Source organism: Pseudomonas azotoformans, from assembly GCF_001579805.1.
Lineage (GTDB): Bacteria > Pseudomonadota > Gammaproteobacteria > Pseudomonadales > Pseudomonadaceae > Aquipseudomonas > Aquipseudomonas azotoformans_A.
This window is the reverse complement of record NZ_CP014546.1, coordinates 5,541,420-5,561,164: the sequence shown is the minus strand read 5'-3', so window position 1 is coordinate 5,561,164 and position 19,745 is coordinate 5,541,420. Positions and strand designations below refer to the sequence as shown.

Genomic DNA, 19,745 nt, shown 5'->3' with positions numbered 1-19,745 from the left:
CGCTAGGTTATTCAGTCAACCGCCGATTCAACTGATGCCGCCACCGCACATACAACAACGCCGTACAAAACACCGCCAGACTCGCCAGCATCTCCAGCACCCCGAACCACTGCCGGTTCGGGTCATAGGCCGCCAGCGCACCTTTGATGAAATACAGGTTCACCACAAAGCACATCCACGAATGCCCGCGCGCGCTGCCCAACAGCATGCCCGGCGCCAGCACCAGCAACGGCACCAGCTCGATCAGCAGGATCACCCACGGCCGCGCGCCATGCAGGTCGGCGACGAACAGGTAATACACGCACAGCAGACCCACCAGGCCAAAAAACGCCAGCAGGCTCGCCACGCGTGCCAGCTTGACCCGTGGCTCCAGCCACGCCTGGGGTGGCAGGACCTTAGGCTTTCTGGCCACTGCCGCTCTCCAGCAAGGTAGCGGTCGTTGCCAGGCGCAGCCCAAGGGCACGGCACAGGGCGATTTCATGTTGATCGAGCATGCGCTTGCCGTCGGGGCCGGCGTGATGGCTGGCGCCATACGGGGTGCCACCGCCCTGGGTGTCGAGCAAGGCCTGTTCGCTGTAGGGCAGGCCCGTGATCAGCATGCCGTGGTGCAGCAGCGGCAGCAGCATCGACATCAGTGTGGTTTCCTGGCCGCCGTGCAGGCTGGCGGTAGACGTGAATACCCCGGCCGGCTTGCCGACGAGGGCACCGGTGAGCCACAGGTTGCTGGTGCCGTCGAGGAAGTATTTGAGCGGCGCTGCCATGTTGCCGAAACGGGTCGGGCTGCCGAGGGCCAGGCCGGAGCAGTGCTTCAGGTCATCCAGGCTGGCATACAGTGCGCCTTCGTCCGGAATGCTCGGTGCCACGGCTTCGCACTCGGTGGAGATCGCCGGCACGGTGCGCAGTCGCGCTTCCATGCCGCCTTGCTCGATGCCCCGGGCGATCTGCCGGGCCATTTCGCTCACCGAGCCATTGCGGCTGTAATACAGCACCAGCACATAGGGCGACGTCACGGCAGGATCTCCAACACGTTTTCCGGCGGACGGCCAATGATGGCTTTGTCGGCGGTTTCCAGGATCGGGCGTTCCATCAGCTTTGGATGTTCGGCGATGGCCGCAATCAACTGGGCTTCGCTGAGGCTGGCGTCGGCCAGGTTGAGGGCCTTGTATTCATCTTCACCGGTGCGCAGCAGTTGGCGGGCACTGATGCCCAGCTTGCCCAGCAGCGCCTTTAATTGCGCGGCGTCCAGCGGGGTTTCAAGGTAGCGCACCACGTTGGGGGTGAGGCCGCGGGCTTCCAGCAGTTCCAGCGCACCGCGGGATTTCGAGCAGCGCGGGTTGTGATAAAGCGTCAGATCGGTCATGTGCGGGTCGCATCTTGCGTAAGGTGGCGGGTATTCTACCCGCGCAGCGACCTGTCCTTAAACCGTAAGAGGCGATAGGTCGCAGCCAACGTTCATTTTTGCGAAGGATTACCCCATGACAAGGCGACTGATCGGTGCATTGGCGATCATCACAACCCTGCTGCTCAGCGGCTGCGGTAACGATTACGGCGTTGACCAATATGGCAAGAAGGTGGCTGCCGAACGCTTGGACAAGCAGTGGCTGGTGGTCAACTACTGGGCCGAATGGTGTGGCCCGTGCCGCACGGAAATCCCCGAGCTCAATGCCTTGGCCGACCAACTGAAGGCGCAGAACGTGGGCGTCTTTGGAGTGAACTTCGACAACGTGCAGGGCGAAGAGCTGAAAGCCGCCAGTGACAAGCTGGGCATCAAGTTCACGGTGCTGGCGCAGAACCCGGAAGAGATTTTCGATATCCCGCGCAGCGAAGCCTTGCCGGTGACCTACATCATCGATGACAAGGGCAAGGTACGTGAGACGTTGATGGGCGAGCAGACGGCGGAAGGGGTGCTGGCCAAACTCAAGGCGTTGCGCGGATAACAAAATGGGAGGGGTTTTGCCCCTCCCATCGATCAGCCTTCTTCAAGCCATAAACGAATCGGCTTGCCCTCGGCCGGCCAGAAACGCGTCTGTTCGATCGGCGAGATGTCCCAACGTTGCACACCTTGCAGGGCCTGGAAGAAGCGGTGTTCCTGCTCCATCAAGGCCTCGGCGCAGAGTTTGCGGGTGCTGCCGATCTGGCCGAAGCTGAGCTTTTCGCCGTCGACGGTGTAGGGCGCGAACCAGTGGTTGCAGCCGCCGTTGCCGTAGGCACGGCCATCGGCGCCGAGCGTAACGGTCAGGTGCGCGTAGTCCATCAGCGGCCGTTCACCAATCCATTCCACCACATAGCTGTGATCCTGCTTGAGCTTGACCGCATCCCCGGCGCAGCCCGTCAGGGCCGCTCCGACGGCGGCGAGCAGAAGCAGGCCTTTCATTGCGCGGCCTTTTGGCATTTAGGGCAGCGGTGCTTGTCGCCCTCGCTGGCCCAGCCCAATTCGGCAATGCGCGCGTTGGCGGCCGGTTGCAGCGGTTCTTTGGTCAGCTTGGTTTCCACCGCGAATTCAAACTCCAACACGGCCTCGCAGCTGTCGCAGTTGACCTTCCAGGTGTGAATCTCCAACTCGCCGAACTTCGGCCCTTGGGCCATGGCGACCCATTGGCCCGCCGGGCGGATGGAATAGCGCGCATCACCTTCGACGGTGAGGCGCATCGACAGGGTTTTACTGCCGCGCAGGGAGACGATCAAGATGTCGCCATGCTTGATCGAGCCACCGTTGCCGGTGACTTGGTAACGGCCCGGCACCAGGGCGCGGCATTCGATCAGGGTGTGTTGCGGGCTCAGCAAACTGAAGCGGAAATCGTGTTCGGCCATGGATCCTCCAAATAGGCGCGGCATCCTATCACGGGTGCTGGCTCATCATGAGCCTGGTATGTGACCGCTGATCATCCTTCGACGAGGTTCTGCGCCTGCCCATCGGCCCAGGCGGCAATGTTGGCCAGGGTGGTGCCGGCAATCGCGGCCAGGGCTTCGCGGGTGAGGAACGCCTGGTGGGCTGTGATGATCACGTTGGGGAAGGTCAGCAGGCGCGCGAGCACGTCGTCCTGCAGGGGCAGGTCGGAGCGGTCCTCGAAAAACAGCTGGGCTTCTTCTTCATACACATCCAGCCCCAGATAGCCGAGTTGGCCGTCCTTGAGCGCTTCGATCAGCGCCGGGGTGTCGACCAGCCCACCGCGGCCGGTGTTGATCAGCATCGCGCCCGGCTGCATCTGTGCCAGGGAGCGGGCGTTGATCAAGTGTTTGCTGTCAGCGGTCAGCGGGCAATGCAGGCTGATGATCTGCGCCTGGGCCAGCAGTTCGGGCAGGCTCACGTAGCGCGCGCCCAGGGCCTGCACCTGTACGTTAGGGAAGGGGTCATAGGCGAGCAACTGGCAACCGAAGCCGGCCATGATTTTGGCAAAAGTGGCGCCGATCTGCCCGGTGCCGACCACGCCGACAGTCTTGCCTACCAGATCGAAGCCGGTGAGGCCGTGCAGACTGAAATCGCCATCGCGGGTGCGGTTATAGGCGCGGTGCAGGCGACGGTTGAGGGCGAGGATCAGCGCGACCGCATGCTCGGCCACCGCATGGGGCGAATAGGCCGGCACGCGCACGATGGTCAGGCCCAGGCGCTTGGCGGCGGCCAGGTCCACATGGTTGTAGCCCGCCGAGCGCAGCGCGATCAACCGCGTGCCGCCCTTGGCCAGGTGCTCCAGGACCGGGGCGCTGAGGTCGTCGTTGATAAAGGCGCAGACCACTTCGTGATGCTCGGCAAGGGCCACGGTGTCGAGGTTGAGGCGGGCGGGCTGGAACTGCAGTTCCAGGCCTGGCGGCAAGGGTTCGCCGAGAAAACTGTCGCGGTCGTAGGTTTGGCTGCTGAAAAGAATGACGCGCATCAAAGGCTTCCTTTTTGATGAGTTCAGGCGTTGACCCGCGCTTCACTGGCGAGTCGGGCGATGGCCATGTCCAGTTCGTCCAGGGCATGCTGGGCCTTGGCGTCGTCTTGCTTGAGCAAGGTTTCGGCGCGGTGGCAAGCAGCCCGCAGTTGCGGTACGCCGCAATAACGGGTGGCGCCATGCAGGCGGTGCACGCGCTCGATCAGGGCGTTGTTGTCGTTGGCGTCACGGGCAAGGGTGATAGCCAGGCGGTCGGCCTCCAGGGAGGCGAGCAACATGGCGAGCATGTCCGCCGCGAGATCTGCCTTGCCGGCGGCCAGGCGCAGGCCTTCTTCATGGTCAAGCACAGGCAGTTGCACGCCAGGGCCAAGACCATCTGTTGCCCTTTCCGGGCCTTGATTGCGCAGGGCCAGGCCGGTCCACTTCAACACCACCTGGGCCAGTTGCCGCTCGCTGATGGGTTTGGTCAGGTAATCGTCCATGCCGCTTTGCAGCAAGGCGCGTTTTTCGTTGGCCATGGCGTGGGCGGTGAGGGCGACCACCGGCAATGGCGTGCCGCTGCGTTCGCTTTCCCACTGACGGATCGCCTCGGTGCTCTGGCGGCCGTCCATGCCGGGCATTTGCACGTCCATCAGCACCAGGTCGAAGGTGTCCTGTTTTACGGCGTCGATGGCGGCATACCCGCTTTCCACGGCGCGCACCCGTGCGCCCATGTCCTCCAGCAGCGTCTGCACCAAGAGCAGGTTTGCCGGGTTGTCGTCCACGCACAACACGCGCGGTGCACGGCTGGACAATGGTTCGCCCGGTTCGCTGCGTGACGGGCGCGGGCTGATCAGGTCGGACAGCGCGCGACGCAACTTGCGCGTACACGCGGGCTTGGCCTGCAATTGGCTGTTGGGGTTGGGCACGGACTGGTTGAACAGCATCTGCTCGGTGGTCGGGCACAGCACCAGCACCTTGCAGCCCAGGTGTTCGAGGTCCCACAGGTGCTGGTTGAGGCGCTCGGGCGGGATATCGTTGGCGGTGACGCCGAGTACCGCAAGGTCGATGGCCTGCTCGGTCTGGTGGGCGCTGGTGATGCCGTTGGTCAGGCTTTCCAGGCTGTTGAACGGTGTGACTTCCAGGCCACAGTCTTCCAATTGATGTTGCAGCGCCTGGCGTGCCAGTTCGTGGTTTTCCAGGACCGCGACGCGATGGCCCAGCAAAGGTGCGGAAGGCAAGTCTTCGACATCGTCGCGGGTCTTGGGCAGGTTCAGGCTGATCCAGAATTCCGAGCCTTCGCCTGGCGTGCTGTCGACGCCGATTTCACCGCCCATCTGCTCGATCAGGCGTTTGGAAATCACCAGGCCCAACCCCGTGCCGCCAGGTTGGCGCGACAGGGAATTGTCGGCCTGGCTGAAGGCCTGGAACAACGCGCGCACGTCTTGGCTGGACAGGCCGATGCCGGTGTCCTGCACACTGATGCGCAATTGCACGCTGTCTTCTTGCTCGTCCTCGATCATCGCACGGGCGACGATAGTGCCTTCGCGGGTGAACTTGATCGCGTTGCTGATCAGGTTGGTGAGGATCTGCTTGAGGCGCAGCGGGTCGCCCACCAGCGCCAACGGCGTGTCGCGGTACACCAGGCTCACCAGTTCCAGCTGCTTGGCATGGGCGGCGGGGGCGAGGATGGTCAGGGTGTCTTGCAGCAAGTCGCGCAGGTTGAACGGGATGCTGTCGAGCACCAGCTTACCGGCCTCGATTTTCGAGAAGTCGAGGATTTCGTTGATGATGCCCAGCAGGTTGTCGGCGGATTTTTCGATGGTGCCCAGGTAGTCGAGTTGGCGCGGGGTCAGTTCGCTTTTTTGCAGTAAATGGGTGAAACCGAGAATGCCGTTGAGCGGCGTGCGGATCTCGTGGCTCATGTTGGCCAGGAATTCCGACTTGATGCGGCTGGCCTCCAGGGCCTCCTTGCGCGCCAGGTCCAGCTCGATGTTCTGAATCTCGATGGTTTCCAGGTTCTGGCGCACGTCTTCGGTGGCCTGGTCGATGCTGTGTTGCAGTTCTTCCTGGGCGTTCTGCAAGGTCTCGGCCATGCGGTTGATGCCCGAGGCGAGTTGGTCCAGTTCCTGGCTGCCCAAGGGTGGCAGGCGGGTTTCCAGGTTGCCGTCCTTGAGCTGGGCCACGGCTTGCTTGATCTGGCCGATGGGCGAGTTGATCGTGCGGCTGATGCGCAGGGCCAGCGCTGCGGTGCAGATCAGGCCGATGGCGATCAGTAACAGGCTGGCGAACAGGCTGCGGTAGCCACGCAGCAGCATGCCGTTGTGGGACAGTTCCACCTCGACCCAGCCCAGCAGGCGGTCGGCTTCATCCGGGATCAGGTCGCCCGCGAGGTTGCGATGGCGGCCAAACACCGGCAGCAAATAGCGGGTGGCGTCATTGCCAGTGCGCTGCAATAAATGGGAGCTGTTGCCAACCGGCGGCTGGTTGAGCATGGTCGGGCCGGCGTGAGCGAGAGACGCGCGGTCTGGGCTGAGAAAGGACACGGCACGCACGTCCGGCTGTTCCAGGGACTGAGTGGCGATGCGTTCGAGCAGATCGGTGTTGCGCGCACTGAGGGCGGGCGCGACTAGGGGCGCCAACTGTTCGGCGATCATTTCGCCGCGTTGCAGCAATTGGGTCTGCAGTTCCGAGAGCTGCATCCAGGTGAAATAGCCGCCCAGCAACGAGGCCATCAGGCTGGTCGGTAATAAGGTCAGCAACAGTACGCGGCCTTTTATCCCCATTCTTGTCAGCACGCCACTCTCCTGCTACCACATTGATATCTACGGAATTGCGCGGGCATCCGGCCCGCGCCACCTGCGCAGTGTAGCCATTTGCGCGGCGAGGAATCTTGCAAATTAATGACATACGGCAATCTTGAAGGCATTTGGCGGCCAGTGGCGATTGCCTGCGGCGGGGTTATCTTGAATAATCAGTCATTGAGAATGACTTGCAGATACTAATGAATCCCGTAGCAATTGGCCTGCCCAGTATCCTGACCATCGAAGATGACCCCGTGCTGGGCGCCTATGTCCATGAGCACCTGGGGCGCTGTGGTTTCCACGTCACCTGGTGCCAGAACGGCCAGCAAGGCCTGCAGATGGCGCGCGATCAGGTATTCGACGTGGTGTTGATGGATATTTTGCTGCCGGGGCTGGATGGGTTGTCGATCCTCACCCATCTGCGCCAGAGCCATTCGATCCCGGTGATCCTGATGTCGGCACTCGGTGCCGAGGCTGATCGCATCAGCGGTTTTCGCCTGGGCGCCGATGACTACCTGCCCAAGCCGTTCAGCATGATCGAGTTGCGCGTGCGCATCGAGGCGATCCTGCGCCGTGTCGCGTTGGACCGACGCCCCTTGCCGAGCCTGGCGCCCGCACGTGGCGATGCCCGCACCCTGCGTTTTGACGATGAACTGTGCGATGTCTTCCACCTGGACCACTGGGCTGGCCTGACCCGCAGTGAATATCGCCTGCTGGAAACCCTGCATCGCAACGCGGAAGAAGTCCTCAGCAAACCCTTCCTTTACCAGCATGTGCTGCAACGCGGTTACGCGCCCCATGACCGCAGCCTGGACATGCATATCAGCCAGATCCGCCGCAAGCTCAGGGCCATCGGCTACACCGAGCGCGAAGTGCGCACGGTGTGGGGCAAGGGCTATGTGTTGAGCGGTGCCGATGACAGCCTTTAAACGGCCCTTTAAACGCCTGCCGGGCAAGCACTCGTTATTCTGGAAGCTGGCCTGCCTGCTGATCGCCTTCTGTTTGCTGATGATCTGGCTCAGTTGGTCGTGGGGGCGATACATGGAGCAGCAGAACGCCTACCTGTCCGATGAAGCGCGGATCACCTTGAGTGGCTACGCGGTACGTGCGGAACAGGCATGGAACCGAGGCGGCAATGCGGGCGTCGATGCGTGGCTGCAGGAGATGGGCAAGCGCGAAAGTACCTGGATCGGCGTGATCGGCAATGACTTGCAATCGCTGAGCAGCTACCCGCTGACCGATAAGGAAAGCCAGCGCCTGACCTTTCTGCGTGGCCTGGACTGGCCGGTGAGCCGGCATACCAAAGGCCTGCCGTGGCTGAAAATCCCGTTTCCCGCCGACCCCAGCGCGGGTTCGCTGGTGATCGAATTGCCACAGCGTTTCATGCCGGGACGCTATCAACTGTTCTGGCGGGTAGTGACCAATGGTGTGATTCCCGGTCTGTTTACGCTGTTGCTGTGCGTCGGTCTGTATCGGCTGCTGATCATGCCCCTCAATCAATTGCGTGAGCAGGCCAACGCCTGGCGGGCCGACCAGTTGAATACGCGGCTGTCCCACGACGCCACCAGTCGTCAGGATGAATTGGGCGAGCTGGGCCGCGCGTTCGACCATATGTCCGAGCGTTTGCAGGGCACTGTGGTGTTGCAGCAGCAACTGCTGCGAGACATGTCCCATGAACTGCGCACACCGCTGAGCCGCCTGCGGGTGGCCTGTGACAGTGAGCAAGACCTGACGCAACTGCGCGAGCGACTCGGCCGTGAGATCGACGCCATGCAGCGCCTGGTGGAAGACAGCCTGCAACTGGCCTGGTTGGACACCGAACGGACGCCGCTGCCCCAGGAAGATATCCAGCTTCAGGCACTGTGGGACATGCTGCGCGAAAACGCATGTTTCGAGAGCGATTGGCCTGCACCGCGCCTGCCGTGCCTGCTCGGCCCGGAGTGCTGGGTGCGGGGCAACCTGAATGCGTTGGCCCAGGCCCTGGAAAACATCCTGCGCAATGCCATTCGCCACTCACCCGTGGGCGGTGTGATCAGCCTGGATGGGCGTCGCGAAGGTGACTATTGGCATGTGTGGCTGGAGGATCAGGGCGGCGGGATTGATGACGGGGACCTGGAACGGATCTTCGCACCGTTCACGCGCCTGGACGGATCACGCCCCGGCGACGGTGGCTTCGGGCTTGGGCTGAGCATCGCGCGCAATGCCGTGCAGCGCCAGGACGGCAGCCTGTGGGCGGAAAACACCGGAAAAGGGCTGCGCGTGCATCTGCGCCTGCGGGCTTGCTAGGCGCGACGCTGTTTGCGTTTTTTCCATTGGTGGGCCACCCACCAGCGCCAATAACCCATGGTCAGGCAATACGCGATCGCACCCAACACCAGCCCCAGCACCACTGAACCCAGCAGGAATGGCTGCCATAACGTACTCAATTGGCCGCTGATCCATTCCCAGGTCAGGTCATCCGGCAGGCTGCGCGGCGGCACATTCATCAGCCAGGCGCCAGTCATGTAGGTGCAGATAAACACCACCGGCATGGTGATGGGGTTGGTCAGCCACACCAGGCTGACCGCGATGGGCATATTGCCGCGCACGGTGATTGCCAGCACGGCCGCCAGCAGCATCTGCAACGGAATCGGGATAAATGCCGCGAACAAACCCACGGCCATTGCGCGTGCGACCGAGTGCCGGTTCAGGTGCCAGAGGTTCGGGTCATGCAGCAAAGTGCCGAGAAACTGTAATGACTTGTGTTCCCTGATGCTGCTGGGGTCAGGCATGTACCGTTTGAATAAGCGCCGGGGCATAAGGGGTCCAGGTCAGTTCGAGGGGCAAGTATGCCCGCATTCTATAAACAGAAAATTCAGACTTTGTGACAAAACATCATAGGCCGTGCTGGGCATCCGGCTAAGACTGAGTGGATCACTGGAAAAGGATGATCCATGAGGACAGGGATGTGCGCGTTTGCGCTGGGGTTGCTGGCCTTGCGCTTTTTACCGGCATTGCCGACGACCGGTTGGCTGATCGCTTTGCTGGTGCTGGCCTTGATGCTGTTGCCGTTTCGCACGTATCCCTTGGCGTTTTTCCTGTTCGGGCTGAGTTGGGCATGCATGAGTGCGCAGTGGGCGCTGGATGACCGCCTCAGGCCGGCGCTGGATGGTCAGACGCGCTGGGTAGAAGGGCGGGTCATCGGTTTGCCGCAACAGACGGGCGATGGCGTGCGCTTCGTGCTGACCGACAGTCGGTCGCGTAATGCCCGGTTGCCCACGCGTATCCGGGTCTCCTGGCATGGCGGGCCGCCCGTGCGCAGTGGCGAACGCTGGCGCCTGGCAATCACCCTGAAACGGCCGGCCGGGTTGCTGAACTTCCATGGGTTTGATCAGGAGGCCTGGTTGCTCGCCCAGCGGATTGGCGCCACGGGCACGGTAAAGGACGGAGCACGCCTGGCACCGGCTGCCAATGCCTGGCGCGACGGTGTGCGTCAGCGCTTGCTTGCGGTGGACGCCCAGGGCCGGGAATCAGGCCTGATTGCCCTGGTGTTGGGCGATGGCTCTGGATTGACCGCCGCTGATTGGCAGGTGCTGCAGGACACAGGGACGGTGCATTTGCTGGTCATCTCCGGCCAGCATATCGGTTTGCTCGCGGGTTTGATCTACGGTTTGATCGCCAGCCTGGCGCGCTATGGGTGCTGGCCCCGAAGCTGGCCGTGGTTGCCGTGGGCCTGTGGGTTGGCGTTCACCACGGCGCTGGGTTACGGCTTGCTCGCCGGGTTTGGCGTGCCGGTGCAGCGCGCCTGTGTGATGGTCGGGTTGGTGTTGTTGTGGCGTTTGCGCTTTCGTCATCTGGGGCTGTGGTGGCCTTTGTTGCTGGCACTCAATGGGGTGTTGGTGCTGGAGCCGTTGGCGAGTTTGCAGCCGGGGTTCTGGCTGTCCTTTGCGGCGGTGGCGGTGCTGATCCTGGCGTTTGGTGGCCGTCTGGGGCCGTGGAGCCTGTGGCAGGCGTGGACCCGGCCGCAGTGGTTGATTGCCATCGGGTTGTTTCCGGTCTTGTTGGTGTTGGGGTTGCCCATCAGTCTGAGCGCACCGTTCGCTAACCTGGTGGCGGTGCCATGGATCAGCCTGGTGGTGTTGCCGCTGGCTTTGTTGGGCAGCGCATTGCTGGGGCTGCCCTTCGTGGGTGAAGGATTGCTGTGGTTGGCGGGTGGGGCACTGGATGTCTTGTTCAAGGGCTTGGCGTGGCTCGCCGGGCAAATGCCCGCCTGGATTCCGGCCGAAGTGCCGATGGGCTATTGGCTGGTGAGTCTGCTGGGGACCGTGCTGCTCCTGCTGCCAAAGGGTGTTCCATTTCGTCTGCTCGGATTGCCGATGCTACTGTTGGCGGTGTTTCCCCCGCGAGAATTGGTCCCTCATGGACAAGTAGAGGTCGTGCAACTGGACGTCGGCCAGGGCCAATCGCTGATTCTGCGCACCCGTCATCACACCTTGCTCTACGACGCCGGCCCGCGCTCCGGAAGCTTTGACCTAGGCGCGCGCGTGGTACTGCCATCTCTGCGAAAACTCGGGGTAGGGGAGCTGGACATGCTGCTGCTCAGCCACGCCGATGCCGATCATGCGGGTGGTGCAGCAGCCGTTGCCAAGGGCATGCCGATCAAGCGCGTGGTGGGCGGGGAAACTGAAGGCCTGCCGTCATCGCTCGGCACCCAACCTTGTGTCAGCGGCGAGCGATGGACCTGGGACGGTGTGACCTTCGAACTCTGGCAGTGGCCGGACGCCATCAGTGGAAACGCGAAGTCCTGCGTCTTGCAGGTGCAGGCCAATGGCGAGCGCCTGCTGCTGACCGGTGATATTGACCGCGCTGCCGAACACGCCTTGCTCGCGTCACCCCTGGCGGTGCGCACTGATTGGCTGCAAGCGCCGCACCATGGCAGTCGCAGCTCATCGTCCTGGCCCTTTGTGGAACGGCTTGCTCCGCGATCCGTGCTGATCTCGCGAGGGCGCCACAACGCGTTCGGCCATCCTCATCCACAGGTGATGGAACGCTACCGGCGGTTGGGCAGCCAGGTGTATGACAGTGCCGAGCAGGGCGCCGTGCGTCTGCAGTTGGGGGCTTTTACGCCGCCGGTAGTTGCGCGCAATCAACGCCGGTTCTGGCGCGAGCGGTTACCTTAGGCGCGGCCGATGGGGTCTGTGGTCAACGCACCTATATGGTAAAGTGGCGCACTTTTTCGAGGGGACATTCACTGTGTGGGAATTGGTCAAATCCGGCGGCTGGATGATGTTGCCGATCATCATGAGCTCTATCGCCGCACTCGGCATCGTCGCCGAACGCCTGTGGACCCTGCGCGCCAGCCGCGTGACCCCCGAGCATTTACTGGGGCAGGTCTGGGCCTGGATCAAGAACAAGCAGCTCGACAAGGAAAAGCTCAAGGAACTGCGCGCCAATTCCCCGCTGGGTGAAATCCTCGCCGCTGGCCTGGCCAACTCCAAGCATGGTCGCGAGATCATGAAAGAGTGCATCGAGGAAGCCGCGGCCCGCGTCATCCATGAACTGGAGCGCTACATCAACGCCCTCGGCACCATCGCCGCCATGGCGCCGTTGCTCGGCTTGCTCGGCACGGTGCTGGGCATGATCGATATCTTCAGCTCGTTCATGGGCTCCGGCATGACCACCAACGCAGCCGTACTGGCCGGTGGCATTTCCAAGGCGCTGATCACTACGGCTGCCGGCCTGATGGTCGGTATTCCTTCGGTGTTCTTCCACCGTTTCCTGCAACGCCGCATCGATGAACTGGTGGTCGGCATGGAGCAGGAAGCCATCAAGCTGGTGGAAGTGGTGCAGGGCGATCGTGACGTGGACCTGGTTGGGGGAAAAGCGTGAAATTTCGCCGCAAGCAACGGGAAAACGTCGATATCAACCTCGCGTCGCTGATCGACGTGGTGTTTATCCTGCTGCTGTTTTTTGTCGTCACCACCACCTTCACCCGGCAGACCGAGCTGCGCGTCGACCTGCCGGAAGCCGTGAGCGGTTCGCCGGCCGAAGACCAGCAAGTCAAGCAATTGGACATCGCCATCAGCGCTGACGGGGTGTTTTCCCTGAATAACCAGTTACTTGAGAAAAACGACTTGGCCAGCCTGATGGACGCCTTGCAGAAAGAGTCCGGCGGCGACACTAAGCTGCCGCTGTCCATCAGTGCCGATGGCAAGACCCAGCACCAGGCCGTGATCACTGCGATGGACGCTGCCGGCAAGCTCGGTTTCAGCCATTTGCGCATGACCACCGTCGAGGCGGCGGGCCAACCCTGATGGCCCTGTCCGATCGTTTGCTCAAGGCCTGGTACGAGGGCCATCCGGCACTTGCGCTGCTGCGTCCGCTGGAGTCCTTGTATCGCCGGGTGGTGCAGGGCAAGCGTGCACGCTTCCTGGCCGGTGAGGGCGAGATCTATCAATCGCCGGTGCCGGTGGTGGTGGTCGGTAATATCACCGTGGGTGGCACCGGCAAGACGCCGTTGATCCTGTGGCTGATCGAACACTGCCGACGCAGCGGCTTGCGCGTGGGTGTGGTCAGCCGGGGTTATGGGGCCAAGCCGCCGCAGTTGCCCTGGCGGGTCGAAGCCAGCCACAGCGCCGACGTGGCCGGCGATGAGCCGCTGTTAATCGTACAGCGCTGCGGCGTGCCGTTGATGATCGACCCCGATCGCAGCCGTGCGGTCAAGGCGCTGCTGGCCAGCGAAACCCTCGACCTGATCCTTTCCGACGACGGCCTGCAGCACTACCGCCTGGCCCGTGACCTTGAACTGGTGCTGATCGACGCCGCCCGTGGCCTGGGCAACCGCCGTTGCCTGCCGGCCGGGCCGTTGCGTGAGCCGGTGGAGCGTCTGCAGAGCGTCGACGCGTTGCTGTACAACGGCGCCGCCAGTGATCGAGACGAAGGCTTTGCTTTTTGCTTGCAACCCACCGCGCTGGTCAACCTGCTGACCGGCGAACGGCAGCCGGTGGATCATTTTCCAGCCGGCCAGCAGGTGCACGCGGTTGCCGGCATCGGCAACCCGCAACGTTTCTTCACTACACTTCAAACGTTACACTGGCAGCCGATACCCCATGGCTTTGCCGACCACGCGACCTACAGCGCCGAGGTCCTGAATTTTACGCCGTCATTGCCGCTGGTCATGACCGAGAAGGACGCGGTGAAGTGCCGCGCCTTTGCCCAGCCCGACTGGTGGTACCTTGCGGTGGATGCGCTGCCGTCGCCGGCGTTCGTCGCCTGGTTCGACACGCAGCTGATGCGTCTGCTGCCTGCCCGTCTTTTGCCTTAAACCGCTGCTTTCCAGGAAACACTCATGGACACCAAATTGCTCGATATCCTCGCTTGCCCGATTTGCAAAGGCCCGCTCAAGCTCAGCGCCGACAAAACCGAGCTGATCAGCAAAGGCGCTGGCCTGGCTTACCCGATCCGTGATGGCATCCCGGTGATGCTGGAAAGCGAAGCCCGCACCTTGACCACCGACGAGCGCTTGGATAAATGACCACCGCCTTTACCGTTGTCATCCCGTCCCGCTACGCCTCGACTCGCCTGCCGGGCAAGCCGCTGCAACTGATCGGCAGCAAGCCGATGATCCAGTTGGTGTGGGAACAGGCCTGCAAAAGCAGCGCTGAGCGCGTGGTGGTGGCTACCGACGACCCGCGCATCATCGAAGCCTGCAAGGGCTTCGGCGCCGAGGCGGTGCTGACCCGCGAGGACCACAACTCCGGCACCGACCGCCTGGCCGAAGTGGCCACCCAGCTTGGCCTGGCGCCAGACGCCATCGTGGTCAACGTGCAGGGCGACGAACCCCTGATCCCACCGAGCGTGATCGACCAGGTGGCCGCCAACCTCGCCGCCCATGGCGAAGCGCGCATGGCGACCCTGGCCGAGCCGATCGAAGATATCGAGACCCTGTTCAACCCGAACGTGGTGAAAGTGGTCAGTGACATTAATGGCCTGGCGCTGACGTTCAGTCGTTCGACCTTGCCTTGGGCGCGCGACGCCTTCGCCAAGCAGCCTGACGTGTTGCCGGAAGGTGTGCCTTACCGTCGCCATATCGGCATTTACGCCTACCGCGCCGGTTTCCTGCATGACTTTGTCAGTTGGGGCCCGTGCTGGCTGGAAAACACCGAGTCCCTGGAGCAACTGCGCGCCCTGTGGCACGGCGTGCGCATCCACGTGGGCGATGCGCTGGAAGCGCCGCCGGCCGGTGTCGATACCCCGGAAGACCTTGAGCGCGTCCGTCGCCTGCTGGGGGCCTGATGGAGGTTCTGTTTGTCTGCCTGGGCAACATCTGCCGTTCGCCCACCGCAGAAGGCGTGCTGCGCCATAAATTGCGCGAAGCGGGGCTGGCGGGGCAGGTCGAGGTCGCGTCCGCCGGCACGGGCGAATGGCATGTCGGTAACCCGCCGGACCAACGCAGCCAGCGCGCGGCGTTGGTGCGCGGCTACGATCTGTCGGCCCAGCGTGCCCAGCAGGTTTCTCGCGCCGACTTTGCGCGCTATGACCTGATCCTGGCCATGGATCACAGCAACCTGCGCAACCTCAAGGCCATGCAACCGGGCCAGGGCAAGGCGGAGCTGGACCTGTTCCTGCGCCGTTACGACGCCGAAGTGGACGAAGTGCCAGACCCGTATTACGAAGGTGAACAAGGCTTCGAACGGGTCCTGGACCTGATCGAACGCGCTTGTGATTTATTGGTGATTGAATTGAAGGGGCGGTTATGACCTTGCAGGTGCTTGCGCAGGTATCGCTCAAGCCATTCAACAGCTTTGGCATTGACGTGCGCGCCCAGCTGTTCGCCGAGGCCCGCAGCGACGATGATGTCCGTGAGGCCTTGGCCTATTCCGCCGCACACGCGGTGCCGCTGCTGGTGATCGGTGGTGGTAGCAACCTGCTGTTGACCCAGGACATTCCGGCGCTGGTGCTGCGCATGGCCAGCCAGGGTATCCGTGTGTTGCACGACGACGGTACGCAGGTGGTGGTCGAGGCCGAAGCCGGCGAGGCCTGGCACCCGTTCGTGCTGTGGACCCTGGAACAAGGTTTCTGCGGCCTGGAAAACCTCAGCCTCATCCCCGGCACCGTTGGCGCAGCGCCCATGCAGAACATCGGCGCCTACGGTGTCGAGATCAAGGATGTATTCGCCGGCCTGACCGCCCTGGATCGCCACACCGGTAAACTGCGCGACTTCAGCCTGGAAGAGTGCAACTTTGCCTACCGCGACAGCCTGTTCAAGCACGAAACCGGACGCTGGCTGATCCTGCGGGTGCGCTTTGCCCTGAGCCGTGCCAGCCATCTCAAACTCGACTACGGCCCGGTGCAGCAGCGCCTGGCGGGGCAGGGGATCACCCAGGCGACACCGAGTGATGTCAGCCGCGCGATCTGCAGCATCCGCCGGGAAAAACTGCCCGACCCGGCAGAGCTGGGCAATGCGGGCAGCTTCTTCAAGAACCCGCTGGTGTCCCAAGCGCTGGCGGCTGAGCTGCAGGCGCTGTATCCGGACCTGGTGGCGTACCCACAGGCCGATGGGCAGATGAAGCTAGCGGCCGGCTGGCTGATCGACAAGGCCGGCTGGAAGGGCTTTCGTGACGGCGATGCTGGCGTGCATAAATTGCAGGCGCTGGTGCTGGTCAACTACGGCGACGCCACGGGGCACGATATTGCGAACTTGGCCCAGCGTATCCAGCGCGACATTGCAGAGCGCTTCAAGGTCGATCTGGAAATGGAGCCCAACCAGTATTAAGTCCCTTGAAACAAAAATGCCCCGCATCTTTCGATGCGGGGCATTTTTTATTGCGCTGACAATCAGTCGTCGCGGCTCATGATGCCGAAGATCTGCAACAGGCTGATGAACAGGTTGTAGATCGACACATACAGGCTGACGGTCGCCATGATGTAGTTACGCTCACCACCGTGGATGATCGCACTGGTCTGGAACAGGATGCACACCGAAGAGAACAGCACGAAACCTGCGCTGATCGCCAGTTGCAGGCCGCTGATCTGGAAGAACATGCTCGCCACCACGGCCGCCAGCAATACGAAGAAACCCGCGGTGATGAAACCACCCAGGAAGCTCATGTCCTTGCGGGTGATCAGCACGTAGGCCGACAGGCCGCCAAACACCAGTGCGGTCATGGCAAACGCCGAGCTGACCACTTCCGCGCCGCCGGCCATGCCGAGGTAACGGTTGAGGATCGGGCCGAGGATAAAGCCCATGAAACCGGTCAAGGCAAATGCCGATACCAGGCCCCAGGCCGAATCACGCAGCTTGTTGGTCAGGAAGAACAGACCATAGAAGCCGATCAGCACGACAAAGATATTCGGGTAGCCGACGCGCATCTGCTGGGCCACGAACGCCATCACGCCGCTGAATGCGAGGGTAAGGGCGAGCAAGCCATAGGTGTTGCGCAACACGCGGCTGACTTCAAGCTGCTCAGCCTGCGCGTTACCATTCACTGCGTAATTCTGTTCGCGCATGGCGACACTCCTTCGGTTTTGAAACGTTCAGTCGCAAAGATCATAACAGACGCTCTGTAACAAGCTATGGCAAGAGTTTGACAGTGTGTTTCATTCGGGTATTATGGCGCCCGCTGAGACGGGATGGGCTACTATAATCCTGTGATGCACAAGGGAAATTGGCAGAGTGGTTGAATGCACCGGTCTTGAAAACCGGCGGACGTTAATAGCGTCTCCAGGGTTCGAATCCCTGGTTTCCCGCCAAGATTCAAACGAAAGCCCCGCGAATGCGGGGCTTTCGTGTTTCTGGGGTTTGGGTAGTTAACGGAGGTTTTTGATAGGCGTTCCGAAACTTTGCCTATTTTGATGGTTTGGCAGTGGCGCCAATCCTCCTGTAAACCCACATCGTGATCTCTTGTTTGCTAAGTCCAGCAGTAAGCTGGCGCCGCCAATATCGATGAATTCTGATGTCGCCATCGGCCAGTACGACCGCTGGGCGGCCAAGCGATTGGGCGTGTACGATGTGCCGCCCTCAAGGAATGGTCAGACGTGATGCTTTGAAGGCCACGTAATACCAGGTCTGTAGCTTGTTGCATCAAAACGAAGCACTGATAGGTCGCCGGTGACCCTGGCGGAGTCCGAGGGACGCGGGGCATGAAACCCGCGGGAAAGCGTTAGCAGGTGGGTCGCCAGCTTACTGAAATTCAATGATTTGCAATTGAAGTGGCCGCGTTGAAACTCTGAACTTTATAAGGTGAATTTTGGTAGTGGCTTTTGGCTATTCATGATCGCTCGGAATGTGTTTCCATGTGTTTTTTATAAGCATGAGGTGAACACATGGCAATTGGTGAACAGCTGATGATGGCGGCGGCGGAGGCTGTCAGTGTTTTTACCAAACTTTACGACGGAGCATCGGTGTCTTGTGGACCTTTGTATATTCGAGACGGCCATTCTGCTGTGCTCGACTGTACTGCCACAAAAAACCGAATCATCGTTATGACGATGGAAAGCAAGCCAGGCGAATTCGCTATTGCGGTGGCAAACAAGGAAGCTGATGAAGATGTTAAGCATGATGTGCTTCCCGAGAGCCAATTGACTACCTCGACATTGCTGACATACATGGAAGCCCACTTCGCCAAGTAGTTCCAACTCACAGATCGAATCGGAGGGGGAATGTCCGTAAATCCCCTTTCAATTCCTCTCGGGATCTTCTTCAAATGCTGCCGCTTTACCTCTCCAAATGCGCCTTCGCCGCTCGCATCCGCGGGACGTCGGGCTACACACCTGGCTCAAAGACAACAACCGCCGGGTGTTTCCACCGGATGGCAAGACGGTCGAGTTGCTTGCAACCGAAGCGCTGATTCTCGAAACCGCTGACCCCATTAGGCCGCCGTCGCCGCTCGACACCAACAGGAGCGGATCCAGTGCGATTCAATTGGCCGTTTTCTGGCCGCCGTGAGAGTCAGAAAACGACCCAAAGCTGCCCTTCGTGAAGGACAGCTAATGGCCGGTTGAGTCCTCAATCCGAAGCGGACATCGGCGGGACATTCCGATTAGCTGAATTGACGCTCATACAGGGTGACGTGCTGAGGAAACAGCTCGCCATAGAGCGGATGTGGAATGCCGAAAATGTTCACTTCGATGCACGGTGGCGCGAGCTCTTCGGAGTAATCCAAGATGGCCAGACCCGCACATGGAATGACCAGACCCGCTTCGGTCTGAACAGAAAGATCCAGAACGGTCTGGTCGTGATGGTTCGTGGAGCACTGGTTCTGGATAGCTGCGTACCCATCGGCAGGTTCGAATTGGCCGAAAGCAACGCCCATCGGGGGATCTCCGTAATCGAGCGCCGAGTAGCCCACCAAAACCAATCCGCTATAAATTGAGAATCGCATCTTGAGACTGCCTGTTTGTGTCATGCATTAGACCCAAGCGCGGTATATCACTTGGCTGGTCCTTAAGCGAGGGTGAAGCAGTTGGGCGACCGCTTTTGGCCGATTTCTGACGGTCAAGGCTAACCAGTGTGCTGGTCAAGTCAATGCAAGCGACCGGTCAAGTCCATGAAATTACGCATATGCGCAAGTGCTTAGGGACGTCAGCTGAAAAAAGGTCAAATGCGATGCAGCTAGCTAATAGAGGGTTGGATCAATGCAATGACGTATGGGCACCCCCTAGATTTTTCGCGGGAAAATGGAGGTGAAGTATGGACATCAGAGATCAGAGTCAACAGCAGACCATGACTGCTCTGTGGCTATGTCCATAGTTCACAATCTTTCCTTTACGACGGATGCGCAGTTTCTTGGCCGTCTTTCCCTGAACGACCTGCAGGGACTCATGGATTGCATCCGCCTCACGCATCGACCGTACATCGGCGCGGCGCTATCCGGTGAGGTACGCGAGGTCCATCGCGTCACGTAGTTCTGAGGCGGCAATGCTATACACCGCGCTCGAGATTTCCTCGGTCGCATAAAAATTTTGTGTTGCCTCTTTGTTCTTGCGCACGGCGGCGGCTGAGTTGTTCTGGGTTAATCCCCACTCCCGTGCGATGTTGTAGATGTGCAATAGCTAGGAGATCTCGCGGTTCGCTCGCACCTTCGCTGTTCGGCCGTCTCGGTACTGGGCG

At 61.3% G+C, this 19,745-nt stretch carries 23 protein-coding genes and 1 tRNA gene; 14 read left to right on the top strand and 10 right to left on the bottom strand.

Annotated elements, in window-relative coordinates:
- Nucleotides 1–7: 7 nt before the first annotated feature.
- Genes AYR47_RS25445 through arsC form a run of 3 tightly spaced genes read right to left on the bottom strand, consistent with a single transcriptional unit; the run spans nucleotide 8 to nucleotide 1,360 of the window.
- Entirely contained in the window at nucleotides 8–412 is a 405-nt protein-coding gene (locus AYR47_RS25445) for a DUF2069 domain-containing protein (protein ID WP_033896807.1), read from the bottom strand.
- A complete protein-coding gene (gene wrbA / locus AYR47_RS25440) occupies nucleotides 396–1,010 on the bottom strand; it encodes an NAD(P)H:quinone oxidoreductase (protein ID WP_061448895.1) in 615 nt (204 codons plus the stop codon). Before wrbA ends, AYR47_RS25445 begins: the two co-directional genes overlap by 17 nt.
- A complete protein-coding gene (gene arsC / locus AYR47_RS25435; RefSeq protein WP_038847344.1) occupies nucleotides 1,007–1,360 on the bottom strand; it encodes an arsenate reductase (glutaredoxin) in 354 nt (117 codons plus the stop codon). The genes wrbA and arsC overlap by 4 nt, the downstream gene beginning before the upstream one ends.
- 115 nt (nucleotides 1,361–1,475) lie before the next feature.
- Here arsC and AYR47_RS25430 point away from each other — a divergent pair, with 115 nt between their 5' ends.
- Nucleotides 1,476–1,937: a TlpA disulfide reductase family protein gene (locus AYR47_RS25430; RefSeq protein WP_033896806.1), complete on the top strand. Its 462-nt coding sequence runs from the start codon at nucleotides 1,476–1,478 to the stop codon at nucleotides 1,935–1,937.
- A 32-nt stretch (nucleotides 1,938–1,969) separates the two neighbouring features.
- On the opposite strand, the gene AYR47_RS25425 is transcribed toward AYR47_RS25430, so the two are convergent.
- The 4 genes from AYR47_RS25425 to AYR47_RS25410 all read right to left on the bottom strand — a co-directional run bounded on the left by AYR47_RS25425 (nucleotide 1,970) and on the right by AYR47_RS25410 (nucleotide 6,649).
- Nucleotides 1,970–2,374, bottom strand: a complete 405-nt coding sequence (locus AYR47_RS25425) for an META domain-containing protein (protein WP_033896805.1) — start codon at nucleotides 2,372–2,374, stop codon at nucleotides 1,970–1,972.
- Nucleotides 2,371–2,811 carry a hypothetical protein gene (locus tag AYR47_RS25420; protein WP_033896804.1) on the bottom strand — a complete coding sequence of 147 codons (441 nt, stop codon included), beginning with the start codon at nucleotides 2,809–2,811 and terminating at the stop codon, nucleotides 2,371–2,373. Before AYR47_RS25420 ends, AYR47_RS25425 begins: the two co-directional genes overlap by 4 nt.
- 71 nt (nucleotides 2,812–2,882) lie before the next feature.
- A complete protein-coding gene (locus AYR47_RS25415) occupies nucleotides 2,883–3,872 on the bottom strand; it encodes a 2-hydroxyacid dehydrogenase (protein ID WP_033896803.1) in 990 nt (329 codons plus the stop codon).
- Nucleotides 3,873–3,895: 23 nt separating this feature from the next.
- The gene (locus AYR47_RS25410; protein WP_061448894.1) at nucleotides 3,896–6,649 is read right to left on the bottom strand and encodes a response regulator; all 2,754 of its coding nucleotides are present in this window, start codon (nucleotides 6,647–6,649) and stop codon (nucleotides 3,896–3,898) included.
- Between the two features lie 206 nt (nucleotides 6,650–6,855).
- Between AYR47_RS25410 and AYR47_RS25405 the strand changes: the two genes are divergently transcribed.
- Both AYR47_RS25405 and AYR47_RS25400 read left to right on the top strand, forming a co-directional pair.
- Nucleotides 6,856–7,584, top strand: coding sequence for a response regulator transcription factor (locus AYR47_RS25405; RefSeq protein ID WP_033896801.1), 729 nt, complete (start codon nucleotides 6,856–6,858; stop codon nucleotides 7,582–7,584).
- Nucleotides 7,571–8,941, top strand: coding sequence for a sensor histidine kinase (locus tag AYR47_RS25400; RefSeq protein ID WP_061448893.1), 1,371 nt, complete (start codon nucleotides 7,571–7,573; stop codon nucleotides 8,939–8,941). The genes AYR47_RS25405 and AYR47_RS25400 overlap by 14 nt, the downstream gene beginning before the upstream one ends.
- Here the strand turns inward: AYR47_RS25400 and AYR47_RS25395 are convergent.
- Complete coding sequence (locus AYR47_RS25395) at nucleotides 8,938–9,453, bottom strand: DUF2062 domain-containing protein (RefSeq protein WP_033896799.1); 516 nt, start codon at nucleotides 9,451–9,453, stop codon at nucleotides 8,938–8,940. The genes AYR47_RS25400 and AYR47_RS25395 overlap by 4 nt on opposite strands.
- 135 nt (nucleotides 9,454–9,588) lie before the next feature.
- Between AYR47_RS25395 and AYR47_RS25390 the strand changes: the two genes are divergently transcribed.
- The 8 genes from AYR47_RS25390 (at nucleotide 9,589) to murB (ending at nucleotide 16,409) form a co-directional block, all read left to right on the top strand.
- A complete protein-coding gene (locus tag AYR47_RS25390; protein WP_237142506.1) occupies nucleotides 9,589–11,814 on the top strand; it encodes a DNA internalization-related competence protein ComEC/Rec2 in 2,226 nt (741 codons plus the stop codon).
- Between the two features lie 73 nt (nucleotides 11,815–11,887).
- A complete protein-coding gene (locus AYR47_RS25385; protein WP_033896796.1) occupies nucleotides 11,888–12,523 on the top strand; it encodes a MotA/TolQ/ExbB proton channel family protein in 636 nt (211 codons plus the stop codon).
- Complete coding sequence (locus AYR47_RS25380; protein ID WP_061448891.1) at nucleotides 12,520–12,948, top strand: ExbD/TolR family protein; 429 nt, start codon at nucleotides 12,520–12,522, stop codon at nucleotides 12,946–12,948. Before AYR47_RS25385 ends, AYR47_RS25380 begins: the two co-directional genes overlap by 4 nt.
- Nucleotides 12,948–13,958: a tetraacyldisaccharide 4'-kinase gene (gene lpxK / locus AYR47_RS25375; protein ID WP_061448890.1), complete on the top strand. Its 1,011-nt coding sequence runs from the start codon at nucleotides 12,948–12,950 to the stop codon at nucleotides 13,956–13,958. The genes AYR47_RS25380 and lpxK overlap by 1 nt, the downstream gene beginning before the upstream one ends.
- A 24-nt stretch (nucleotides 13,959–13,982) precedes the next feature.
- Nucleotides 13,983–14,168 (top strand): Trm112 family protein, encoded by a 186-nt coding sequence (locus AYR47_RS25370; RefSeq protein ID WP_003174668.1) that lies wholly within the window; start codon nucleotides 13,983–13,985, stop codon nucleotides 14,166–14,168.
- Nucleotides 14,165–14,929 carry a 3-deoxy-manno-octulosonate cytidylyltransferase gene (gene kdsB / locus AYR47_RS25365; protein ID WP_028616766.1) on the top strand — a complete coding sequence of 255 codons (765 nt, stop codon included), beginning with the start codon at nucleotides 14,165–14,167 and terminating at the stop codon, nucleotides 14,927–14,929. Before AYR47_RS25370 ends, kdsB begins: the two co-directional genes overlap by 4 nt.
- On the top strand, nucleotides 14,929–15,393 hold the full coding sequence (locus AYR47_RS25360; RefSeq protein ID WP_033896794.1) for a low molecular weight protein-tyrosine-phosphatase: 465 nt from the start codon (nucleotides 14,929–14,931) through the stop codon (nucleotides 15,391–15,393). The genes kdsB and AYR47_RS25360 overlap by 1 nt, the downstream gene beginning before the upstream one ends.
- Complete coding sequence (gene murB, locus AYR47_RS25355; RefSeq protein ID WP_061448889.1) at nucleotides 15,390–16,409, top strand: UDP-N-acetylmuramate dehydrogenase; 1,020 nt, start codon at nucleotides 15,390–15,392, stop codon at nucleotides 16,407–16,409. The genes AYR47_RS25360 and murB overlap by 4 nt, the downstream gene beginning before the upstream one ends.
- A gap of 62 nt (nucleotides 16,410–16,471) precedes the next feature.
- Here the strand turns inward: murB and AYR47_RS25350 are convergent, their stop codons facing one another.
- Nucleotides 16,472–17,143 carry a Bax inhibitor-1/YccA family protein gene (locus AYR47_RS25350; RefSeq protein WP_025858161.1) on the bottom strand — a complete coding sequence of 224 codons (672 nt, stop codon included), beginning with the start codon at nucleotides 17,141–17,143 and terminating at the stop codon, nucleotides 16,472–16,474.
- 152 nt (nucleotides 17,144–17,295) lie between these two features.
- Between AYR47_RS25350 and AYR47_RS25345 the strand changes: the two genes are divergently transcribed.
- The 3 genes from AYR47_RS25345 to AYR47_RS25340 all read left to right on the top strand — a co-directional run bounded on the left by AYR47_RS25345 (nucleotide 17,296) and on the right by AYR47_RS25340 (nucleotide 18,265).
- Nucleotides 17,296–17,386 (top strand) — tRNA-Ser (locus AYR47_RS25345).
- A 193-nt stretch (nucleotides 17,387–17,579) separates the two neighbouring features.
- Entirely contained in the window at nucleotides 17,580–17,675 is a 96-nt protein-coding gene (locus AYR47_RS33205) for a phage holin family protein (RefSeq protein WP_156487830.1), read from the top strand.
- Nucleotides 17,676–17,959: 284 nt separating this feature from the next.
- Complete coding sequence (locus tag AYR47_RS25340; protein ID WP_033896792.1) at nucleotides 17,960–18,265, top strand: hypothetical protein; 306 nt, start codon at nucleotides 17,960–17,962, stop codon at nucleotides 18,263–18,265.
- Between the two features lie 410 nt (nucleotides 18,266–18,675).
- On the opposite strand, the gene AYR47_RS25335 is transcribed toward AYR47_RS25340, so the two are convergent.
- Nucleotides 18,676–18,948: a hypothetical protein gene (locus AYR47_RS25335; RefSeq protein WP_033896791.1), complete on the bottom strand. Its 273-nt coding sequence runs from the start codon at nucleotides 18,946–18,948 to the stop codon at nucleotides 18,676–18,678.
- Nucleotides 18,949–19,745: the final 797 nt, after the last annotated feature.

Coding starts and splice junctions, on each gene's coding strand:
- AYR47_RS25335 (WP_033896791.1), bottom strand. CDS start 18,948: ATGGGCGTTGCTTTCGGCCAATTCGAACCTGCCGATGGGTACGCAGCT.
- AYR47_RS25405 (WP_033896801.1), top strand. CDS start 6,856: ATGAATCCCGTAGCAATTGGCCTGCCCAGTATCCTGACCATCGAAGAT.
- kdsB (WP_028616766.1), top strand. CDS start 14,165: ATGACCACCGCCTTTACCGTTGTCATCCCGTCCCGCTACGCCTCGACT.
- AYR47_RS25415 (WP_033896803.1), bottom strand. CDS start 3,872: ATGCGCGTCATTCTTTTCAGCAGCCAAACCTACGACCGCGACAGTTTT.
- AYR47_RS25340 (WP_033896792.1), top strand. CDS start 17,960: ATGGCAATTGGTGAACAGCTGATGATGGCGGCGGCGGAGGCTGTCAGT.
- AYR47_RS25390 (WP_237142506.1), top strand. CDS start 9,589: ATGAGGACAGGGATGTGCGCGTTTGCGCTGGGGTTGCTGGCCTTGCGC.
- AYR47_RS25400 (WP_061448893.1), top strand. CDS start 7,571: ATGACAGCCTTTAAACGGCCCTTTAAACGCCTGCCGGGCAAGCACTCG.
- AYR47_RS25420 (WP_033896804.1), bottom strand. CDS start 2,811: ATGGCCGAACACGATTTCCGCTTCAGTTTGCTGAGCCCGCAACACACC.
- AYR47_RS25430 (WP_033896806.1), top strand. CDS start 1,476: ATGACAAGGCGACTGATCGGTGCATTGGCGATCATCACAACCCTGCTG.
- murB (WP_061448889.1), top strand. CDS start 15,390: ATGACCTTGCAGGTGCTTGCGCAGGTATCGCTCAAGCCATTCAACAGC.
- AYR47_RS25425 (WP_033896805.1), bottom strand. CDS start 2,374: ATGAAAGGCCTGCTTCTGCTCGCCGCCGTCGGAGCGGCCCTGACGGGC.
- arsC (WP_038847344.1), bottom strand. CDS start 1,360: ATGACCGATCTGACGCTTTATCACAACCCGCGCTGCTCGAAATCCCGC.
- AYR47_RS25370 (WP_003174668.1), top strand. CDS start 13,983: ATGGACACCAAATTGCTCGATATCCTCGCTTGCCCGATTTGCAAAGGC.
- lpxK (WP_061448890.1), top strand. CDS start 12,948: ATGGCCCTGTCCGATCGTTTGCTCAAGGCCTGGTACGAGGGCCATCCG.
- AYR47_RS25395 (WP_033896799.1), bottom strand. CDS start 9,453: ATGCCCCGGCGCTTATTCAAACGGTACATGCCTGACCCCAGCAGCATC.
- AYR47_RS25360 (WP_033896794.1), top strand. CDS start 14,929: ATGGAGGTTCTGTTTGTCTGCCTGGGCAACATCTGCCGTTCGCCCACC.
- AYR47_RS33205 (WP_156487830.1), top strand. CDS start 17,580: ATGAATTCTGATGTCGCCATCGGCCAGTACGACCGCTGGGCGGCCAAG.
- AYR47_RS25350 (WP_025858161.1), bottom strand. CDS start 17,143: ATGCGCGAACAGAATTACGCAGTGAATGGTAACGCGCAGGCTGAGCAG.